23 protein-coding genes are annotated in these 18345 nt (G+C 54.4%); 10 read left to right on the top strand and 13 right to left on the bottom strand.

Annotated features, from left to right (window positions below; translation table 11 throughout):
- Nucleotides 1–48: 48 nt before the first annotated feature.
- The 3 genes from rpsI to zapE form a co-directional block, all read right to left on the bottom strand.
- The gene (gene rpsI / locus QHL1GM_RS01100; RefSeq protein ID WP_022523918.1) at nt 49–438 is read right to left on the bottom strand and encodes a 30S ribosomal protein S9; all 390 of its coding nucleotides are present in this window, start codon (nt 436–438) and stop codon (nt 49–51) included.
- Between the two features lie 13 nt (nt 439–451).
- Nucleotides 452–880 carry a 50S ribosomal protein L13 gene (gene rplM / locus QHL1GM_RS01095; protein WP_071692830.1) on the bottom strand — a complete coding sequence of 143 codons (429 nt, stop codon included), beginning with the start codon at nt 878–880 and terminating at the stop codon, nt 452–454.
- Nucleotides 881–1064: 184 nt separating this feature from the next.
- Nucleotides 1065–2261: a cell division protein ZapE gene (gene zapE / locus QHL1GM_RS01090; RefSeq protein WP_071692829.1), complete on the bottom strand. Its 1197-nt coding sequence runs from the start codon at nt 2259–2261 to the stop codon at nt 1065–1067.
- Between the two features lie 208 nt (nt 2262–2469).
- Here zapE and QHL1GM_RS01085 point away from each other — a divergent pair, with 208 nt between their 5' ends.
- The gene (locus QHL1GM_RS01085) at nt 2470–2928 is read left to right on the top strand and encodes a YhcB family protein (RefSeq protein ID WP_071692828.1); all 459 of its coding nucleotides are present in this window, start codon (nt 2470–2472) and stop codon (nt 2926–2928) included.
- A 58-nt stretch (nt 2929–2986) separates the two neighbouring features.
- On the opposite strand, the gene QHL1GM_RS01080 is transcribed toward QHL1GM_RS01085, so the two are convergent.
- The gene (locus tag QHL1GM_RS01080) at nt 2987–3748 is read right to left on the bottom strand and encodes a Nif3-like dinuclear metal center hexameric protein (RefSeq protein WP_071692827.1); all 762 of its coding nucleotides are present in this window, start codon (nt 3746–3748) and stop codon (nt 2987–2989) included.
- 128 nt (nt 3749–3876) lie between these two features.
- Here QHL1GM_RS01080 and QHL1GM_RS01075 point away from each other — a divergent pair, with 128 nt between their 5' ends.
- Nucleotides 3877–5142, top strand: a complete 1266-nt coding sequence (locus QHL1GM_RS01075; RefSeq protein WP_071692826.1) for a Do family serine endopeptidase — start codon at nt 3877–3879, stop codon at nt 5140–5142.
- An 83-nt stretch (nt 5143–5225) separates the two neighbouring features.
- Here the strand turns inward: QHL1GM_RS01075 and hisD are convergent, their stop codons facing one another.
- The 9 genes from hisD to QHL1GM_RS01030 form a co-directional block, all read right to left on the bottom strand.
- A complete protein-coding gene (gene hisD / locus QHL1GM_RS01070) occupies nt 5226–6542 on the bottom strand; it encodes a histidinol dehydrogenase (RefSeq protein ID WP_254795233.1) in 1317 nt (438 codons plus the stop codon).
- A gap of 25 nt (nt 6543–6567) precedes the next feature.
- Nucleotides 6568–7221: an ATP phosphoribosyltransferase gene (gene hisG / locus QHL1GM_RS01065; RefSeq protein WP_071692824.1), complete on the bottom strand. Its 654-nt coding sequence runs from the start codon at nt 7219–7221 to the stop codon at nt 6568–6570.
- Between the two features lie 47 nt (nt 7222–7268).
- Complete coding sequence (gene murA, locus QHL1GM_RS01060; RefSeq protein WP_071692823.1) at nt 7269–8531, bottom strand: UDP-N-acetylglucosamine 1-carboxyvinyltransferase; 1263 nt, start codon at nt 8529–8531, stop codon at nt 7269–7271.
- Nucleotides 8532–8541: 10 nt separating this feature from the next.
- Complete coding sequence (locus QHL1GM_RS01055; protein WP_071692822.1) at nt 8542–8793, bottom strand: BolA family protein; 252 nt, start codon at nt 8791–8793, stop codon at nt 8542–8544.
- A 93-nt stretch (nt 8794–8886) separates the two neighbouring features.
- Nucleotides 8887–9225 (bottom strand): lipid asymmetry maintenance protein MlaB, encoded by a 339-nt coding sequence (locus tag QHL1GM_RS01050; RefSeq protein ID WP_071692821.1) that lies wholly within the window; start codon nt 9223–9225, stop codon nt 8887–8889.
- On the bottom strand, nt 9222–9878 hold the full coding sequence (locus tag QHL1GM_RS01045) for a phospholipid-binding protein MlaC (RefSeq protein ID WP_071692820.1): 657 nt from the start codon (nt 9876–9878) through the stop codon (nt 9222–9224). The genes QHL1GM_RS01050 and QHL1GM_RS01045 overlap by 4 nt, the downstream gene beginning before the upstream one ends.
- Nucleotides 9879–9949: 71 nt before the next feature.
- On the bottom strand, nt 9950–10414 hold the full coding sequence (mlaD, locus tag QHL1GM_RS01040; RefSeq protein ID WP_071692819.1) for an outer membrane lipid asymmetry maintenance protein MlaD: 465 nt from the start codon (nt 10412–10414) through the stop codon (nt 9950–9952).
- 16 nt (nt 10415–10430) lie between these two features.
- Nucleotides 10431–11231, bottom strand: coding sequence for a lipid asymmetry maintenance ABC transporter permease subunit MlaE (mlaE, locus tag QHL1GM_RS01035; RefSeq protein WP_071692818.1), 801 nt, complete (start codon nt 11229–11231; stop codon nt 10431–10433).
- Between the two features lie 49 nt (nt 11232–11280).
- Nucleotides 11281–12105, bottom strand: a complete 825-nt coding sequence (locus tag QHL1GM_RS01030; RefSeq protein WP_071692817.1) for an ATP-binding cassette domain-containing protein — start codon at nt 12103–12105, stop codon at nt 11281–11283.
- A 308-nt stretch (nt 12106–12413) separates the two neighbouring features.
- On the opposite strand from QHL1GM_RS01030, the gene QHL1GM_RS01025 reads away from it, so the two are divergent.
- The 8 genes from QHL1GM_RS01025 (at nt 12414) to QHL1GM_RS00990 (ending at nt 18267) form a co-directional block, all read left to right on the top strand.
- Entirely contained in the window at nt 12414–13400 is a 987-nt protein-coding gene (locus tag QHL1GM_RS01025) for a KpsF/GutQ family sugar-phosphate isomerase (RefSeq protein ID WP_071692816.1), read from the top strand.
- Nucleotides 13401–13445: 45 nt separating this feature from the next.
- Complete coding sequence (locus tag QHL1GM_RS01020; protein ID WP_071692815.1) at nt 13446–13988, top strand: HAD family hydrolase; 543 nt, start codon at nt 13446–13448, stop codon at nt 13986–13988.
- Nucleotides 13989–14558 carry an LPS export ABC transporter periplasmic protein LptC gene (gene lptC / locus QHL1GM_RS01015; protein WP_071692814.1) on the top strand — a complete coding sequence of 190 codons (570 nt, stop codon included), beginning with the start codon at nt 13989–13991 and terminating at the stop codon, nt 14556–14558.
- Nucleotides 14559–14569: 11 nt separating this feature from the next.
- Nucleotides 14570–15079: a lipopolysaccharide transport periplasmic protein LptA gene (lptA, locus tag QHL1GM_RS01010; RefSeq protein WP_071692813.1), complete on the top strand. Its 510-nt coding sequence runs from the start codon at nt 14570–14572 to the stop codon at nt 15077–15079.
- A gap of 11 nt (nt 15080–15090) precedes the next feature.
- Nucleotides 15091–15840 (top strand): LPS export ABC transporter ATP-binding protein, encoded by a 750-nt coding sequence (gene lptB, locus QHL1GM_RS01005; protein ID WP_083570940.1) that lies wholly within the window; start codon nt 15091–15093, stop codon nt 15838–15840.
- A gap of 129 nt (nt 15841–15969) precedes the next feature.
- Nucleotides 15970–17385, top strand: a complete 1416-nt coding sequence (locus QHL1GM_RS01000; protein WP_071692812.1) for an RNA polymerase factor sigma-54 — start codon at nt 15970–15972, stop codon at nt 17383–17385.
- 98 nt (nt 17386–17483) lie between these two features.
- Nucleotides 17484–17792, top strand: a complete 309-nt coding sequence (gene raiA, locus QHL1GM_RS00995; protein WP_071692811.1) for a ribosome-associated translation inhibitor RaiA — start codon at nt 17484–17486, stop codon at nt 17790–17792.
- A 4-nt stretch (nt 17793–17796) separates the two neighbouring features.
- On the top strand, nt 17797–18267 hold the full coding sequence (locus QHL1GM_RS00990; protein WP_071692810.1) for a PTS sugar transporter subunit IIA: 471 nt from the start codon (nt 17797–17799) through the stop codon (nt 18265–18267).
- Nucleotides 18268–18345: the final 78 nt, after the last annotated feature.

Genomic DNA, 18345 nt, shown 5'->3' with positions numbered 1-18345 from the left:
AAAACGCCCAGGTCGATGACCTGGGCGTTTTGCCGCATAGCGTAAAAATTAACGCTTGGAGAACTGCGGACGACGACGTGCTTTGCGCAGGCCGACTTTCTTACGTTCAACTTGACGCGCATCACGCGTTACGTAGCCTGCGGCACGTAGCGAAGGACGCAGGTCTTCGTTGTAGTTCATCAGGGCACGAGTGATGCCGTGACGAATGGCGCCAGCTTGAGAAGAGCCACCGCCACCAGCGACAGTCACGAAGATGTCAAACTGGTTAAGGGTTTCAGTCAATTCAAGCGGCTGGCGAACAACCATACGACCGGTAACACGACCAAAATAGAGGTCTAGGTCTTGGTTATTGACAGTAATTTTGCCAGAGCCCGGCTTCATAAACACGCGAGCGGTGGAAGTCTTGCGGCGCCCGGTACCGTAATACTGCTGTGTCATGGCGAAGATTTCCTCAGAGGTTCAGTTCAAGCGGCTGTTGGGCAGCATGCGGATGCTCGTTGCCAGCATACACTTTCAATTTAGTGTACATGGCACGGCCCAAGGGACCTTTCGGCAACATGCCTTTAACGGCAGACTCAATGATACGCTCGGGCGCATGATCAAGCATTTTGTCGAATGTCATAGAGCGCAGACCGCCCGGGTAACCAGTGTGGCGGTAATAGGTTTTTGCCTTCGCCTTATTACCGGTTACGTGGACTTTCTCTGCGTTGATGACGACGATGTAGTCGCCAGTATCAACGTGAGGGGTAAATTCGGGCTTATGCTTGCCACGTAGGCGGCGAGCAATCTCGGTTGCCAGACGACCGAGCGTTTTGTCCGTAGCGTCGACTACATACCAGTCGCGCTGGACGGACTGCGGCTTAGCACTGAACGTCTTCATGGATGAAATCACCAGATTAAATGTATTGGGTGACTTACACCGTTATACGGCGAAGCACCATCCCTATTCTTTTTGGTTGCTGGTTTAACCCAGCAACATGCAGCGAGGCGGCATTCTACAGTAAGGCTAGTGACAAGTTAAGCCGTATTGTGACTTTTTTACTTAGCCGACGCCCCGTAAGGCCCTAGGGCTTGTGCGCCAGCGCCAAGTACTCCTTGGACTGCATCTCTTGCAGACGAGAGAGAGTCCGCTGGAACTCGAACGTTAGCTTGCCATCGCGATAAAGCTCTTCAATCGGCGCTTCCGCGGACATCAGTAGCTTGACGCCACGATCATAAAACTCATCGACCATATTAATGAAGCGGCGCGCCTGATCATCCTGTTTGGCATCCATACACGTCACATTGGAAACCAGCACCGTATGGAACTCGCGGGCTAGTTCAATATAATCGTTTTGACTCCGCGGCCCATCGCAGAGCTCGACAAACTCAAACCAAGCGACGTCGTCATGCAGCCGACGCGTTTTCAACACGCGATGATTTACCTCTAGCGACGCCTCTGTCTCCCCCTCATGCCCGGCTATTTCCCGAAAGCTGCGCGCTAGCTCGCGCTCTGCCGCCTCGTCTAGCGGCGAGTAAAAAATGGCCGCTCGCTCTAGCGCGCGCAATCGATAATCGACCCCAGAATCGACGTTAACCACCTCACAATGGCGGTTCACAAGCTCAATGGCTGGCAGAAAGCGCGCCCGCTGCAGGCCATCTTTATATAAATCATCAGGCACGATGTTAGAGGTCGCTACCAACACCACCCCACGCTCGAACAGCGCCTCCAGCAGGTTGGCAAGAATCATTGCATCGGTAATATCTTTGACAAAAAACTCATCAAAACAGATAACCCGGGCCTCGGTGGCAAATTTACCCGCGATGAGGGCCAGCGGATTCTTTTCACCTTTGTAGTGGGTCAGCTCATTATGGACGCGCTGCATAAAACGGTGAAAATGGGTACGCATTTTGTCGGGAAAGGGTAAGGCTTCATAAAAGGTATCGACCAAGTAGGTCTTACCACGCCCTACCCCGCCCCAAAAATAGAGCCCCTTAACTTGAGGCAAGACAGGCTCATCAGATGACGAGGACTTCTTACCCATCAACCCCGCCATTTTGGCTTTTAAGCCTTTGTGCAGCCCTTTATTAGCGACCAGCGCTTTGGGGACGGTTGTTGGCGCAGCGACGAGCTCGTCATAAAGCCGCTGCAAATGCTTTACCGCCAACTCCTGGGCTGCATCATATTGAAAATCATCGCGCTCTAAGTCCGCTCGATAGCGCTCTATTGGCGATGCAAGGCGCGTTTTTGACGCTGCCCTACCCGCAGATGTTGATGACATGCAATCGCCTCCCACAACATGTAAGGCAGTAACCAGCACAACCACTGGCAACCTTAAGAAGACTGCGATTATACCCGCAGAGTCATCTAAGCGCATGAGTGGATTGACCCAACCGGCTGACTGACGCCTATAATGGCAGCCTGTTTGATTTCTTAAGCTGCCAGCTAATGCAGCCTAACTATTTATTCAAGGCGCCAGGGAGAACACTGTGGACGCAAGCTCACCATTAACCTTTGCCATTATCGGTTTTATCGTCGGTGTGATTGTTGGATTAGGCTGCTACCGCCTATTCAGCAAAAGCCAGCGTGAGGCTGCTTCCATGCGTCAAAAGCTGCTCGAACGCGAGCACCAGATTGCCGAGATGAAGAGCAGCGTGGGCAGCCATTTAACGGGCATTTATCAACGCTTAAGCAATATCCGCGATGAAGCTAACCAGTTAGAGCTTCAACTCAAAGAGGACGCAGAGGAGTGGAATATACGCGACGCGGCCATTCAGCCTAGCCTCGATCTCTCGGGCATCGATTCAACGCAAGAGCAGCAGACAAAGGCGGACGCCACCACTCCTGCCACTCCCCGCGACTATGCGGATGGTAAGGGCGGCACGCTATCAGAAGATTTTGGTTTGAGAGGCAATGAGGTGGCGACACCCCAGCCACCGCGCTACTAATAGTTAGTGACTGCTTTGCCCCGGCTTCTGACATCAACGATCCGGGGCATTTAATATGTTAAGCAGGATTATCAATATCCACAAAGCGGTGTTCGACGTCGTACTCATCGCTTAGCCATTCGCCAAGCGCCTGAACCCCATAACGCTCAGTGGCATGATGTCCCGCGGCGATATAGTGAATCCCCATTTCCCGCGCCAAGTGGGTAGTTCGTTCAGATATTTCACCTGAAACGAAGGCCTGCGCGCCGGCCTCAAAGGCGGCGGTGATCATGTCCTGTGCACCACCGGTGCACCAGGCGATACGCTCAATATCCCCCACTTGTGGGGCTTCAATGACCAAAGGCTCACGCTGTAAGGTTTGCGCTATTTGCGCCGCCAGCTCGCCGACAGAATGTGGCTGCGGTAATCGCCCTGACCACAAAAGCCCCTCCCCCAATTCGCCATCAATACACCCCTCTACTTTCCACCCCAGGCGTCGGGCCAACTCAGCGTTGTTGCCCATCTCTGCATGGGCATCCAGGGGCAGATGATACGCTAACAGGCTAATGTCATGATCAAGCAGGGTTTTAATCCGCCGCTGCTTCATGCCGGTAATCGCCACGGGCTCGTTTTTCCAAAAGTAGCCGTGATGCACCAGTACCATATCCGCTTGCCAAGCCACGGCTTCGTCCAGCAGGGCCTGGCAGGCAGTCACGCCCGTCATGATGCGCTTGACGTGCTCGCCACCCGCCACCTGTAAACCGTTAATCGTAAAATCTTTAAATTCAGACGCACGTAACTGATGGTCACAGGCCGCCACTAATTGGTCACGATGAATCATATTGAGTCCTTTATTGATTTAACTGCACCCGTGAGGTACTTGCTAAGAAAGTGTTACCATAAAACCATTGTAAAACTCGCTGCTTTTTATCGCGAACAGCGAGACCGACCCGTTAAGGAATTGATTGCATGCGACGCTACGTGCTGCCTTACCTATGGCCTATTATCACTGGCGTGCTGCTCGCTTTGGTGATCCTATTTGCGCTCCCCGAGCAGCTGCCCAACCCGTTTCGTGAGTCATCACCACAAGCCCCTCAACCTCCCGCTCCGGTTATTTCTACGATTCCTACAGTAGCAGAGCCGAATCCCAATCGCCCTGCACCGGAAATTCACCAGGCAGCGCCGCTTTCCCGCAACGATGGGCCCGTCAGTTACGCACAGGCAGTGGAGCAAGCCGCGCCAGCGGTGGTAAATATTTACTCTTCGCGCATTGTTGAGCGCGACCAGCACCCGCTGATGTCAGATCCGTTTTTTCAGCAATTTTTTGATAACCAGGGCGATGACGCAACGACCCACCAGCGCATGCTCTCAAGTTTGGGTTCTGGCGTTATTGTCAGCGAGGACGGCTACGTGCTTACCAATCACCACGTCATCAACGGCGCCGATGAAATCCAGGTCGCGCTGCGTGACGGACGCGAAACCCTTGCCGAGGTGATCGGCACAGACCCTGAAAGTGATCTAGCCGTGTTGAGAATTAACCTGGACGATTTGCCGGTAATTGAACTGACAGACTCTGCCGACGTAGCGGTGGGCGACGTAGCGCTTGCCATTGGCAACCCTTTTGGCGTGGGCCAGACGGTTACCATGGGCATCATTAGCGCCACAGGGCGAAACCATTTAGGGCTAAACGCCTACGAAGATTTTATCCAAACAGATGCAGCCATCAATCCGGGCAATTCAGGTGGCGCACTGGTCAACCCTGAAGGAGCAATGGTTGGCATCAATACGGCGATATTCTCGCGCTCAGGTGGCTCTCAGGGTATTGGCTTTGCAATTCCCGCCAACCTTGCCCACAGCATTTTGGATGAACTGGTCACCCAAGGACGAGTGATTCGTGGCTGGCTGGGCATTGAAGCACAGGCACTATCAAGGGAGCTGGCTGCCTCCTTTGGGCTGCAAACACCTCAAGGGGTGATCGTCGCAGGCGTGGTTAGCGGCGGGCCCGCCGCGAAAGCGGGACTAGAACCAGGCGATGTACTCCTCGCCGTCGACGGCCAACCTATTTTGAATGCCCGCTCCACGATGAGCGAAATTGCCTCTATTGCCCCCGGCACCTCGCTACCATTAACCATCGTACGTAGCGGTGAACGGATGGAAATGACGCTGGAAGTAGGAGAGCGTCCGCTACCCACCATCCCGATTAATGAAGAGACGCACGGCCAACGCGACTCATAGCATGCCTACAAACACATAGTAACTAATCGTCCAGCTACTAATACACGGCTAGTGATATGAGCGCGCTGGCCATAGCGGTCGTATCAATCGTTAATCCGGTACTCCGCTGAGCGGGCGTGGGCGGTCAACGACTCACCCCGCGCCAATACCGAGGCGATTTTACCCAGCTCAGAAGCGCCGTCTGCGGAGCAGTGAATAATCGAAGAGCGCTTCTGGAAATCGTAAACCCCCAGCGGTGAAGAGAAACGCGCCGTGCCAGAGGTAGGCAGCACGTGATTTGGTCCAGCACAGTAATCACCCAGCGCTTCGGCGGTGTAACGTCCCATAAAGATGGCGCCAGCATGGCGAATATCGTCTAACCACGTTTCCGGGGCAGCAATCGAAAGCTCCAGGTGTTCAGGAGCGATCCGGTTAATCAGCGTAATCGCCTCTTGGGCGTCCTGGCAGAGCACCAACGCTCCTCGCTTACGCAGCGACTCACGCACGATCTCTTCGCGCTCTAAGGTCGGCAGCAGCCGCTCAATGGCCGCTTCAACGGCATCTATGTGCTCAGCATCCCAGCTCACCAAGATCGCCTGGGCATCTTCGTCGTGCTCGGCTTGAGAAAATAGATCCATCGCCAGCCAATCGGGATCGGTCTGTCCATCGGAAACCACCATAATTTCCGAAGGCCCGGCAATCATATCAATCCCCACTTGACCAAATACCGCACGTTTAGCCGTGGCCACATAAATATTGCCCGGCCCAACTATTTTATCGACTCGGGGAATACTTTCAGTGCCGTAAGCCAGCGCTGCGACCGCTTGGGCACCGCCAATCGTGAACACATAGTCCACTCCCGCTAGGTGGGCCGCTGCCAGCACCAGCTCATTGAGCACGCCATCCGGCGTAGGCACGACCATAACGATTTCGCGCACGCCGGCCACATGGGCAGGAATGGCATTCATCAGCACCGACGAGGGATAAGCAGCCTTTCCGCCAGGAACGTAAATACCGGCGCGATCCAGCGGGGTGACTTTCTGCCCCAGCACCGTGCCGTCTGCCTCTTCGTATTGCCAGGAGCTGGGCTTCTGGCGCTCGTGGTAGCGCTTAATCCGCTCGGCGGCAGTGGAGAGCGCCTCGCGCTGCTCGGCGGGCAAGTTATCAAACGCTTTTTTCAACTGCTCGGGTGTCAACTGCAGTTCGTCCATAGAGGTAGCAGAAAGCCGGTCAAAGCGGTTCGTGGCTTCCACTACCGCCGCATCGCCGCGCTGCTTTACGCTGGCAAGAATTCCTTCGACCCGCGCCTGCACCGCTTTGTCAGACACCCCTTCCCAATCTAACAGTTCATCAAGTCGCTGGTTAAAGGCAGCATCGCTTGTCGATAGCCGTGAAATCGTCGCAGTCGTCTGTTTGCTCATGGGTTCACTCATGGGTCACCTCACATCATTCGGCAAGCTGGGCCTGACGCTTTTTGACCGCAGTGTCCAAGCGCTCTAATAACGGCTTAATACGCTCATGCTTCATCGTCATAGCAGCCTTATTCACCACTAGCCGGGTGCTGATATGGGCAATAAGCTCACGTGGTTCCATACCATTTGCCCGCAAGGTATTGCCAGTATCGACGATATCGACAATTTCATCGGCGAGGTTCATTAACGGCGCCAGTTCCATAGCGCCATAAAGTTTGATCACCTCGGCTTGAATTCCCTGCTCGGCGTAGTAGCGTCGGGCCACGTTAACAAATTTCGTTGCCACCCGACGCCGGGCACGGGCTGGCAATTGGCCGGTCACACCCGCTGTCATCAACTTACAGCGGGCAATCTCCAAATCCAGCGGCTCATAAAGCCCTTCGGCACCGTGCTCAAGCAGTACATCTTTACCTGCAATACCGACATCGGCTGCCCCTAGTTGAACGTAGGTGGGCACATCGGTGGCGCGGATAATCACCAGTTTTACGTCGGGCAAGTTGGTATCAAATAGCAGCTTACGACTTTTGCTTAAATCCTCTGCGGGCGTAATACCCGCATCGGCTAGCAGCGGCAGTGTCTCTTCCAGAATACGACCCTTCGAGAGGGCTAAAATCAGTTGCTTACTCATCGTGTCGCCCAGTGGTTATTAGCATGCAGGGGCTTAGCAGAAATGGTCTAGCCAGGAATACGGCGAATACGCGCACCCAGTAGCTGCAATTTCTCTTCGATACACTCGTAGCCGCGGTCAATGTGATAGATGCGGTCTACAAGTGTTTCGCCCTCGGCCATCATGGCAGCAATCACCAGCGAAGCCGACGCGCGCAGGTCGGTTGCCATTACCGGCGCCCCGGAAAGCTTATCGACCCCTTCAATCAAAGCGGTGTTGCCTTCCAGCACGATATTGGCGCCCATGCGGTTTAGCTCTTGAACGTGCATAAAGCGATTTTCGAAGATAGTCTCGACTACCCGAGAGTGCCCCACGGCCACCGCATTCATGGCAACGAACTGCGCCTGCATGTCGGTAGGGAAAGCAGGATAAGGCGCGGTACGAATATTTACCGCCTTGGGACGCTTGCCGTGCATATCCAGGGCAATCCAGTCGTCGCCACTGGTGACTTCAGCACCCGCCTCTTCCAGCTTGGCGATGACCGCATCCAGAATATTGGCCCGAGTGCGCTTGACCTTTACCCGCCCGCCAGTCATGGCAGCGGCGACTAAAAACGTGCCAGTCTCGATACGATCGGGCATGACATCGTGTTCGCAACCGTGCAGTTTTTCGACGCCTTCGATAGTAATGGTATCAGTGCCTTGACCGCTTATTTTAGCGCCCATCTTGATCAAGCACTCTGCCAAGTCGACGATTTCAGGCTCGCGGGCAGCGTTTTCTAGAACGGTTTTGCCATCGGCAAGAGTCGCCGCCATCAGCAGGTTTTCAGTACCGGTCACTGTCACGGTATCAAAGTAGATAGTCGCCCCTTTTAGACGACCGTCGACCCGCGCGCGGATATAGCCGGCCTCAACGCGAATCTCCGCCCCCATGGCTTCTAAACCGCGAATGTGTAAATCAACCGGGCGCGAGCCAATGGCGCAACCGCCGGGTAGCGACACATCGGCTTTCCCGAAGTGGGCAAGCAGAGGGCCCAGTACCAGGATCGAGGCACGCATTTTCTTCACGAGCTCATATGGCGCATGGCACTGGGTCACCTGGGAGCCATCCAACTGAATACTCAGCTTTTCGCCCATCACCGGTTCAACGCCCATGCGGCCAAGCAGCTCAAGCGTAGTGGTAATATCCTGCAAGTGCGGCAAATTACCGATTACCACAGGGCCATCGGCCAACAGGCTGGCACACAGAATAGGCAGCGCTGCATTTTTGGCGCCACTCACCCACACTTCACCGTCTACCGATCCGTTGCCGGTAATAATTAATTTATCCATGGGGCGACCGTTATTGGACGTTTTCCGGTGCAGTTTGCCACTGCGCCGGAGTAAACGTTTTAATGCTAATAGCGTGGAGCGCACCCGAGGCGATCTCGTCGCTCAGCGCAGCATAAACAAGCTGCTGACGTTTAACCGGAGAGAGACCTTCAAAGGCATCGCCAACCGCAATCACCTGAAAGTTACAGCCTTCACCCTGGATATGGAACCGGCATCCGTCAATACGGGATTCAAGCAGTGCTTTTACCTCGTTGGGTTGCATGGCGCAGAAAACTCCTTTGGGGTCATCGTTATTAATGAACGTAATTGGGTCGACATAATAAAGAAAAGCAGTGCGCTTGGCGATGCCGAGGCGTTAAACGGCCAGAGTAGTTGCTGGCTGATCGATCAAAGCATCCAACTCAGCCAAGGAGGCAAGTCGGCGTAGCGGAGCTGAAAAAAGAATGGCTTGGATCTGAATACCGCGCTGTCGACAAATTCGAAGCCATTCAAACAGCACGCTAATGGCGGCACTGCTGGCTTTTTCAACAAGACTAAAATCTAAACTTATCGAGGTTAGCTCGGTGTGCTTGAGCCATTTAACACCACTGGCGGCCAAATCGGCCGCCAAGGTTACCTCCACATCACCTACTACAAGCAAGGTAGCGTTCTCTACGCTAACCGTGACGTCGGGGTGTGAAAACAGCGCTGTCACGCATCGCCTCCCTGCTCAAGCTCGTCAACACCCACTTCAGGCGACCACCCATTAATAACCGCGTCATAATCACGGTTGTTGTCGCGCATGGCTTGATCAAACTGATTGCGGAACGTCAGGCCTAGGTTAATACCATTAACGATCACATTAACTACCCGCCATTTGCCGTCGGAGAGCCGCAGGCTATAGCTTACGGGATACACCTCTCCATTATTGGCCACCACTTCCATGGCAACGCTGGCCTGGTCGTCATAGCGCTGAGCCTGCTGGGTATCCAATACCCGCAGCTCATCATAATCAAACGTCACCAGACCGCGGGTATAGGTATCAATCAGCGTCTGGCGAAACACATCAACAAAGCGGCTACGCTGTTCAGGCGAAGCGTTGCGAAAATAGCTGCCCATCACGCTAGCACCGATGTAGCGGAAGTCAGCCACTTGATCGAGATTGCTATCCACCAGTTCTTCGAGCTCGCCAAGGTTGTTAGCGTAGTAATCTTTGCGGCCTTCAAGATCAGCCATCAGTGACTCAACGTTAACGCGAATCATCTCTTCTGGCGTTTGAGACTGGGCCTGTGACTGTAGCGGTACCATTAGCATTGCGATCATCAACCCTAATAACCAACGCCCCAACATTGTGTTCATTCCATTCATAGCCATTATCTCCCTACCATTTATTGCACTGGGCCCGTTATTACACTGATTGGAGCCTGTCATTTGGAACACTAGTTACTTGCCATATTGGACACAAACTGCTGGATAAGTTCTTCCAGCACCAGCGCCGACTGGGTATCTCGAATAGTGTCGCCATTTTCCAACACCTCGGGGTCGCCGCCCACGCTCAGGCCAATGTACTGCTCACCTAACAAACCTGCCGTCAGGATAGAGGCAATCGAATCTTTTGAGAGCTGGCCTTCAAGCTCGCTATCCAGACTTAACACTACCCGTGCATCGAACCATTGCGTATCCAGCTCAATGGCTTCTACCCGACCCACCGTTACGCCAGCCATAGTAACCCTGGCGCGGGGCTTTAAGCTGCCAATATTGGCAAAGTTGGCCTCTAGCTGAAACGACTGTGTGGGTGCAGAGAGCGTCAATCCACTAACACGCAAGCCGAGGAACACAAGCCCTAGGATGCCTGCCACCATAAACAAGCCAACACCGAACTCCATGGTTTTACTGCGTTTCATGAAACTGCTCCAGCCATTAAAGGCCGCCAAACATGATGGCGGTCAACACAAAATCAAGCCCCAATACTGCAAGCGACGAATACACTACTGTGCGCGTAGTAGCACGGGAGATACCTTCAGAAGTGGGCACCAAATCATAACCTTGGAACACCGCAATCCAGGTCACCACCAACGCAAACACGGCGCTTTTGATCATGCCGTTACCAATATCATTGATAAAGGTCACGTTGGCCTGCATGTTGCTCCAATAGGAACCCTCAAAGACGCCTAACCACTCAACGCCCACCAGGTAGCCTCCCCAGATACCCACCACGCTAAACCCCACCGTAAGAATAGGCAGCGACACGAAACCTGCCCATAATCGAGGAGCCACCACGCGACGCAGCGGGTCAACACCGATCATTTCCATGCTGGTGAGCTGCTCTGTCGCTTTCATCAAACCAATCTCGGCGGTAAGCGCAGAGCCTGCCCGCCCGGCAAATAGCAGCGCCGCCACAACCGGTGCTAGCTCACGCAATAGCGAAAGCGCCACCATTTGGCCAAGCGCCTGCTCAGCCCCGAAATCGACCAGAATGGTATAGCCCTGCAGCGCCAGCACCATGCCGATAAACAGCCCCGAGACCAGCACAATGGCTATCGAAAGAACGCCGACAAAGTGCATCTGGTGCAACCATAATCGCCAACCTTCTCGGGAAGGCAGACCAATCGCCGACTGAAATAGAAACACGCCAGCTCGACCCAGCGCTTCCATTAAGTCGCACCCTCGGCGTCCCAGCCGGGTAATCCGCGCGGCGCTGTTAGAGAATTTTGACTGCATTAACCCTGCCCTTTATTTACCCTGCATTTGTACATTTAAGCTAAATTTGTCAGCTACCTATCTGTGTCGCCGGGGCTTCACCCAAAATATCGCGATAAAATGCCTCAGCAGGATAGTGGAACGGCACCGGGCCATCGGGTTCGCCATGAATAAACTGACTAACCCGCGGATCTTGATTGGCGTCCAAAGTCTGCGGTGTGCCATGAGCCACCACTTGACCATCAGCAATCAAATAGAGGTAGTCCGCGATGCTCAAGGTCTCCTTGATATCATGAGAGACCACCACAGAGGTGAGCTGCAGTGCTTGATTAAGGCGCTTAATTAGCTGCACCAACACGCCCATTGAAATGGGATCCTGGCCAACAAACGGCTCGTCATACAGAATCAACTCGGGATCCAGCGCCACCGCACGCGCCAACGCCACCCGGCGCGCCATCCCTCCGGACAGCTCCGCAGGTGTTAAGTGTCGCGCTCCGCGCAACCCGACAGCCTGTAGCTTGAGCAACACTAGATCGCGCACCATGGTGTCGGGCAAATCCGTATGCACCCGCAGCGGAAAGGCAACGTTCTCGAACACATCCAAATCGGAAAACAGCGCACCACTCTGAAACAGCATTCCCATGCGCTTGCGTAGCGTGAATAGCGCCTTCCGGGAGAGTTTATGAACATCCTGCCCATCAATGAGTATCCGCCCACTCTCCGGGGTTAACTGTCCACCGATCAGCTTCAGCAGCGTCGTTTTACCGGTGCCACTTGGCCCCATGATCGCCGTCACTTTACCCCGCGGTATGGTCATATTCACGCCACGGAAAATTTCGTGATCGCCACGTGAGAAATAAAGGTCTTCAATTTCTATAAAGGGTGCATCTGTCATTGATCAGTTGACTCTTAACGAGGCGTAGCTAGGGCTAAATATCATACCCTACTTGCTGCTACCGTAGTTAGAAAACAGTGTTTCTAAAACATTATCGAACATTGTACTATAACTCCACACAGCATTACTTTGCGAGTGTGCTTTACTGTTGATTAATAAAACCGTTGGTAAGCAAATCCCTAGCTCTGGCCAACTTATCACTCAAACCACCTGGGGTTTCGAGCTCAATTACTGCCTATAAGCGGTGTCGAGATGTTATTCTTGGCGGTTACTACTTTTTACATTTTCAATCGTTAAGAGAAAACGCTATGCGCCAGCCTCTCGCTTCATCCAGCCTACTACGCGAAAGCGCACTGCGTACGCTGCAAATTGAGCAGGCAGCGATTGGTGGTCTCCAGGCTAAACTAGACGAAAGCTTTGACCGCGCCTGCGAGCTGATCCTCGCCTGCCAAGGCCGTGTGGTGGTGACGGGCATGGGCAAGTCGGGGCATATTGCGGGCAAGCTGGCGGCGACACTTGCCAGTACGGGCACACCGGCTTTTTTCGTTCACCCGGGTGAAGCCAGCCACGGCGACCTGGGCATGATTACCCGTGCTGATGTAGTGCTGGCGCTGTCTAACTCCGGTGAAACTGCCGAAGTCACTGCCCTGCTACCACTGCTTAAGCGCCTGGGCATACCGCTGGTCAGCATGACGGGGCGGCCAAACTCCACGCTTGCCAAACACGCTGATGCGCACTTAAACAGTGGCGTTGAGCGTGAGGCGTGCCCGCTGGACCTCGCCCCCACCAGCTCCACCACCGCCGCTCTCGCCCTAGGCGATGCACTGGCAGTGGCGTTACTGGAGGCACGTGGATTTACCGCTGAAGATTTTGCCCTCTCCCATCCCGGCGGCAGTTTAGGCAAACGCTTACTGCTACGCGTTAAAGACCTAATGCACGACGGCACGCGCCTGCCCCAGGTCGCATTGGGCAGCCCGCTGCGCGACGCCTTACTAGAGATTACCCGGCAAGGGCTTGGTTTTACCTGCGTAGTGGATAGCGAAGGGCGATTGGCCGGGGTCTACACCGATGGCGACCTACGCCGCACGTTAGATCAATTCCATAATCTGCGCGATGTGCTCGTTGATGATGTCATGACCCGACCGGGCAAGCGTATCGGCCCCGACATCCTGGCGGCCGAAGCGGTACGCATCATGGAAGAGAGCCGTATTACCGCGCTAGCGGTGGTTGATGAACAACAGCGCCCTATTGGGGCCTTACACATGCACGACCTGCTCGCCAGCGGTGTTATTTAACTACAATCCCTACTGACTTTAAGAATTTACTAATATGGAGGCTCTATGACCCTACCTGCTGCGCTACTTGATCGACTTCGTCGCGTACGCCTGTTGGCGCTGGATGTTGACGGGGTACTCACCGACGGCCGCCTCTACTTTCAGGCCGATGGTATCGAAATCAAAGCGTTTCATACCCAGGATGGCCATGGGCTAAAACTTCTCAAACGTGTGGGCGTACACGTTGCGCTGATTACCGGACGCGATTCCCCCATGGTTAGCCAACGCGCCGCAGCCTTGGGTATCGACCACGTCCACCAAGGCTGTGAAGACAAGCTGGCCACCCTAAGGGGGCTCTGTCAGCGCCTCGATATCGAGCTTGAGCAAGTGGCCTACTGTGGCGACGACCTTCCCGATCTAGCGGCTATTAAGCGTTGTGGCGTCGGCATTACCGTACCCAACGCACCGGATTATATGCACACCCACGCCGACTGGACCACCGAACGCCTGGGCGGCCACGGTGCCGTGCGCGAAATCTGCGATACGTTGCTTGAAGCTCAAGGGCACTGGAGCGCGGTGCTCGACACATATCTGCACGGCCGCAAGTAAATGGTTAAACGCTTTAAAGTACGCATCTGGTTAGCCGGACTGGTGATTGCCTTAGGGGCTCTATTGGTATGGCTTGACCCCCGCGGGCCTCAAGACATTAGCATCGATCCCGACGCGCAGGCTCAAGAGCCAGGCCACGTATTGGAAAATGCTGAGATCACCCTGTTCGGGGATAGCGGCAACGTGTCGCAGTCGTTAAAAACGCCGCGACTTATCCATACGCCGCAGCGAAGCGAAACCTGGACGGAAGAGCCTCAAGCGGTACTGTATGATAGTGAGAATCGTCAGTGGCTGGCGAGCGCCGATGTAGGCACGCTCAACACGGCTACCCAGGCCTTGCTGATGTCTGGCTCGGCCCGACTGATCGCCCCGGATGAAGGCTGGCAGCTTGATACCGAGCTATTGCATTATGATGGTCTTAATCAACATGCCTGGAGCGAAACACCGGTATTACTGCAGCAACCGCCCCAGCAAATGAGCGCTTCACGTATGGACGCGTGGCTTAACACCAGCCAGGTCCGCCTAAATGATAATGTGCGCGGCACACACCCCCCGGCCACGCAACCTTAAGAGGAGCCGCCATGAAAGCCATTATTTATACAGCCCTTTTCTCCACCACTCTTTTTGCCCTCACGATGCCGTTATCGGCACTGGCCCAAACGTCACAACAAGCCCCTGTAGAAGTAGAAGCCGACCGCTTAGATCTCGACCAGCGGGCGGGCACCGCCGTTTACACCGGGGATGTAGATATTCGCCAAGGCGAAATGCAGTTGCGAGGCGAACGGGTAGAGATCGAACGCAATGAGGCTGGCGAACTATCGAAAGCGACATCCACCGGCGAACGCGCCTACTTGCGTCATCAAGTGGAAGGACAGGATGGCCCCACTGAAGGCTGGGCTCGACGGATTATTTATCACGTCGCTGAGCGCCGCGTAGAGCTGATTGACCAAGCCGAGCTGATCCAGCTAGAGGATACGTTCACCGGCGGGCGCCTTGAGTATTTTATTGACCGTGAAGTGATTCAAGCACGCTCTGACGTTGACGGCAGCGAGCCCCAGCGCATACGTATGACCCTTCAGCCTGAACAATAGGGAGCAAAGCTGTGGCAACTGCTGACACCGCGCCGATCAAAACCCTTTATGCCCACCATTTGGCTAAAAGTTACAAACGCCGCCGAGTGGTTAAAGACATCAATTTGGAGATCTGCCAAGGCAGCATTGTTGGCCTACTTGGCCCCAACGGCGCGGGTAAAACCACCTCGTTCTATATGATTGTCGGGCTGGTCAAATCCGACGCTGGCAAGGTGGGCATCGACGATGAGGATTTAACCCGCGCCCCCATGCACGAGCGCGCAGCGGCGGGGATTGGCTATCTACCTCAAGAGGCGTCTATTTTTCGCAAGCTCTCCGTTGCCGATAATATTATGGCGATACTCGAAACCCGCAAAGAGCTTAACCGTAGCGACCGCGAACAGCGTCTGGAAGCACTACTCGAAGACTTCCACATTACTCATATCCGCGATAACCTCGGCATGAGCCTTTCGGGTGGCGAGCGCAGGCGTGTAGAAATAGCCCGCTCGCTAGCCACAGAGCCCGCCTTTATTTTGCTCGATGAGCCTTTTGCGGGCGTTGACCCCATCTCGGTAGGTGAGATCAAAACCATCATTCGCGCGTTGAAGCAGCGCCATATTGGCGTGCTGATCACCGACCACAACGTGCGTGAAACCCTGGACATTTGCGACATCGCCTACATCGTCGGCGATGGACAAATCATCGCTAGCGGCTCACCAGCCTCGATTCTCACCAACCAAAAAGTAAGGGATGTTTATTTGGGTGCCGATTTTCGACTGTAACGTTTTAGCCTTAATCGCCCCTAAATAGCGCTTTAAAACAACTTTACTACCAATGGCATGCTTATTGCACTTGCGCCAGACACTCACTCGCACTAGGGTGGAGCATTCTGATTAACGAGTGGTTCTCAGATGGTCATGAAAGCTTCTCTCCAACTGCGTATCGGCACACAGCTGACCATGACGCCCCAGTTGCAGCAGGCCATTGCGCTGCTGCAACTCTCTACACTGGACCTCCGTCAAGAAATTCAGCAGGCCCTCGATGCCAATCCCATGCTGGAGCAGGAAGATGAATTTAGTGAACAGGCTGTCAGCGAGCCTAAGGAAGAAGAGTGGTCAGAGAGCATCCCTACTGAGCTCTCGGTAGATAGCGATTGGTCAGATACCTACCAGGATATGGGTAGTCAGGGCGGTAGCAGCAGTGAAGGCCCCGATTTTGAGCGTCAGGCAGCCGGGCAGAGCCTCCATGGACACTTGCTGTGGCAGCTTGCCATGACCGATTTTAGCGCCCGCGAGCAGCTTGTCGCGGAGAGCTTAATCGACGCGCTCGACGCCAACGGCTACCTGACCCAGCCTCTCAACGACATTCGTGAAGGGCTACGTGCCCAGGGCATTGACGGGCTTAGTCAGCGCGAAGTGGAAACCACTCTGCTCAAGCTCCAGCAGTTTGAGCCGACCGGCATCTTTGCCCGCGACCTGCGTGAATGCCTGATGCTGCAGCTCGCCGCCCTCCCCGATGATACGCCGCTGCTGGTTCCCGCTCGCCGCCTAGTGCGGCAGTTTCTTGAAGCGCTTGGCAAAGACGACATGCGCCTGCTGAAACGCCGCTTAGGGCTCGATGACGGCCAGCTTGCCGACGTTATTCTATTGATTCGCAGCCTTGACCCACGCCCAGGCAGTGCCTACGGCGACACTGACGACAGCTATGTAACGCCCGATCTGGTCGTTCGCCACGATCATGAAGGTTGGCATTTAGAGCTCAACCCAGAGGCCCTGCCACGACTGCGCATTCAGCCCGACTACGCCAGCTTGATTAAGCGTGCGGACAAAAGTCAGGACAACCAGTTTCTCAAAGAGCACCTCCAGGAAGCGCGTTGGCTGATCAAGAGCCTCTCCAGCCGAAACGATACGCTGCTGCGGGTTGGTCGCGAAATCATTACCCGCCAGATTGGCTTCTTAGAACACGGCGAAGAAGCCATGAAGCCACTGATACTGGCCGATATTGCCGAAGCTGTGGAGATGCACGAGTCGACTATTTCACGGGTAACGACGCAAAAATATATCCATACACCCCGCGGCGTGTTTGAACTCAAATACTTTTTTTCAAGCCAGGTTAGCGGCCAGGATGGCGACAGCCACTCCAGCACCGCCATCCGTGCGCGACTTAAGAAACTGATTCAAGAGGAGCCACCCGGCAAACCGCTTTCCGACAGCCGCTTAGTAACGCTATTAGGCGAAGGGGGGATTCAAGTGGCGCGTCGAACGGTGGCGAAATATCGTGAAGCCATGGGCATTCCTTCTTCAAGTGAACGGCGTCGTTTGCGCTAGCCCAAATCAACGTTTCAGGGAAACTCTCGACAAGGGCTTTGCAACGCGGCAAAAAGGGTTACAATCGAAGTACAGTCCGATGGATAAGGAGCACGTCAATGCAAGTAAATATCACTGGTCATCACGTAGATCTGACTGACGCCTTGCGTGACTATGTCAACGAAAAGCTTGAGCGTGTAGAGCGCCATTACGACAATATAACCACGGTGCAAGTCACCTTATCAGTGGAGAAAGAGCGCCAGCAGGCCGCCTGTACGCTGCATGCCGCAGGTGCAGACTTACATGCGGAAGCCCTGGACAGTGATATGTACGCCGCTATCGACGCGCTAGCGGACAAAATTGATCGTCAACTCGTTAAACACAAGGAAAAAGCACAAGCTCGCGCCCAAGGCGCCGGTGTGCGTTAATTCAATGACGTTGGAAACCATACTCCCCCCGGAGCGCGTTCTGTTTGACGTGCCCGGGGGCAGCAAAAAAAGGGTGCTGGAGTTTTACAGCACCTTTATCGCCCAAAATATTCCTAGCCTGGACAGCCAAGAAGTGTTTAGCCGTTTAATCGGCCGCGAGCGCTTAGGCAGTACGGGTATCGGTAACGGCGTGGCTATTCCCCATGCGCGTAGCCCCCACTGCACCGCCCCTATCGCTGGTTTTTTAAAACTCGCAGAAGCGATTGATTTTGACGCTATAGACGGCGACCCGGTAGACCTGGTGTTCGTACTCCTGGTACCCGAAGAAGCAGATGACACACACCTTTCATTGCTCGGCCAAGTAGCGACCATCATGAATGATGGGGATACACGCCAGCAGCTGCGTAAAGCAGCCAGTCAGCGCGAATTACTTGAGCTCATTACCGCCAAAATTCGTGAGCAATCTACGACCTAACCGGTCTAAAACCTGCTTAAGACATACGTCTCGGCCAAGGCAGGTTAATATGTCGCTCACCACCTCCAACGCAGCTTG

This window comes from Halomonas sp. QHL1 (assembly GCF_001882345.1).
Taxonomy (GTDB): domain Bacteria; phylum Pseudomonadota; class Gammaproteobacteria; order Pseudomonadales; family Halomonadaceae; genus Vreelandella.
Note: the sequence above shows the minus strand (reverse complement) of the source record. Positions and strands in the feature narration are given on the sequence as shown.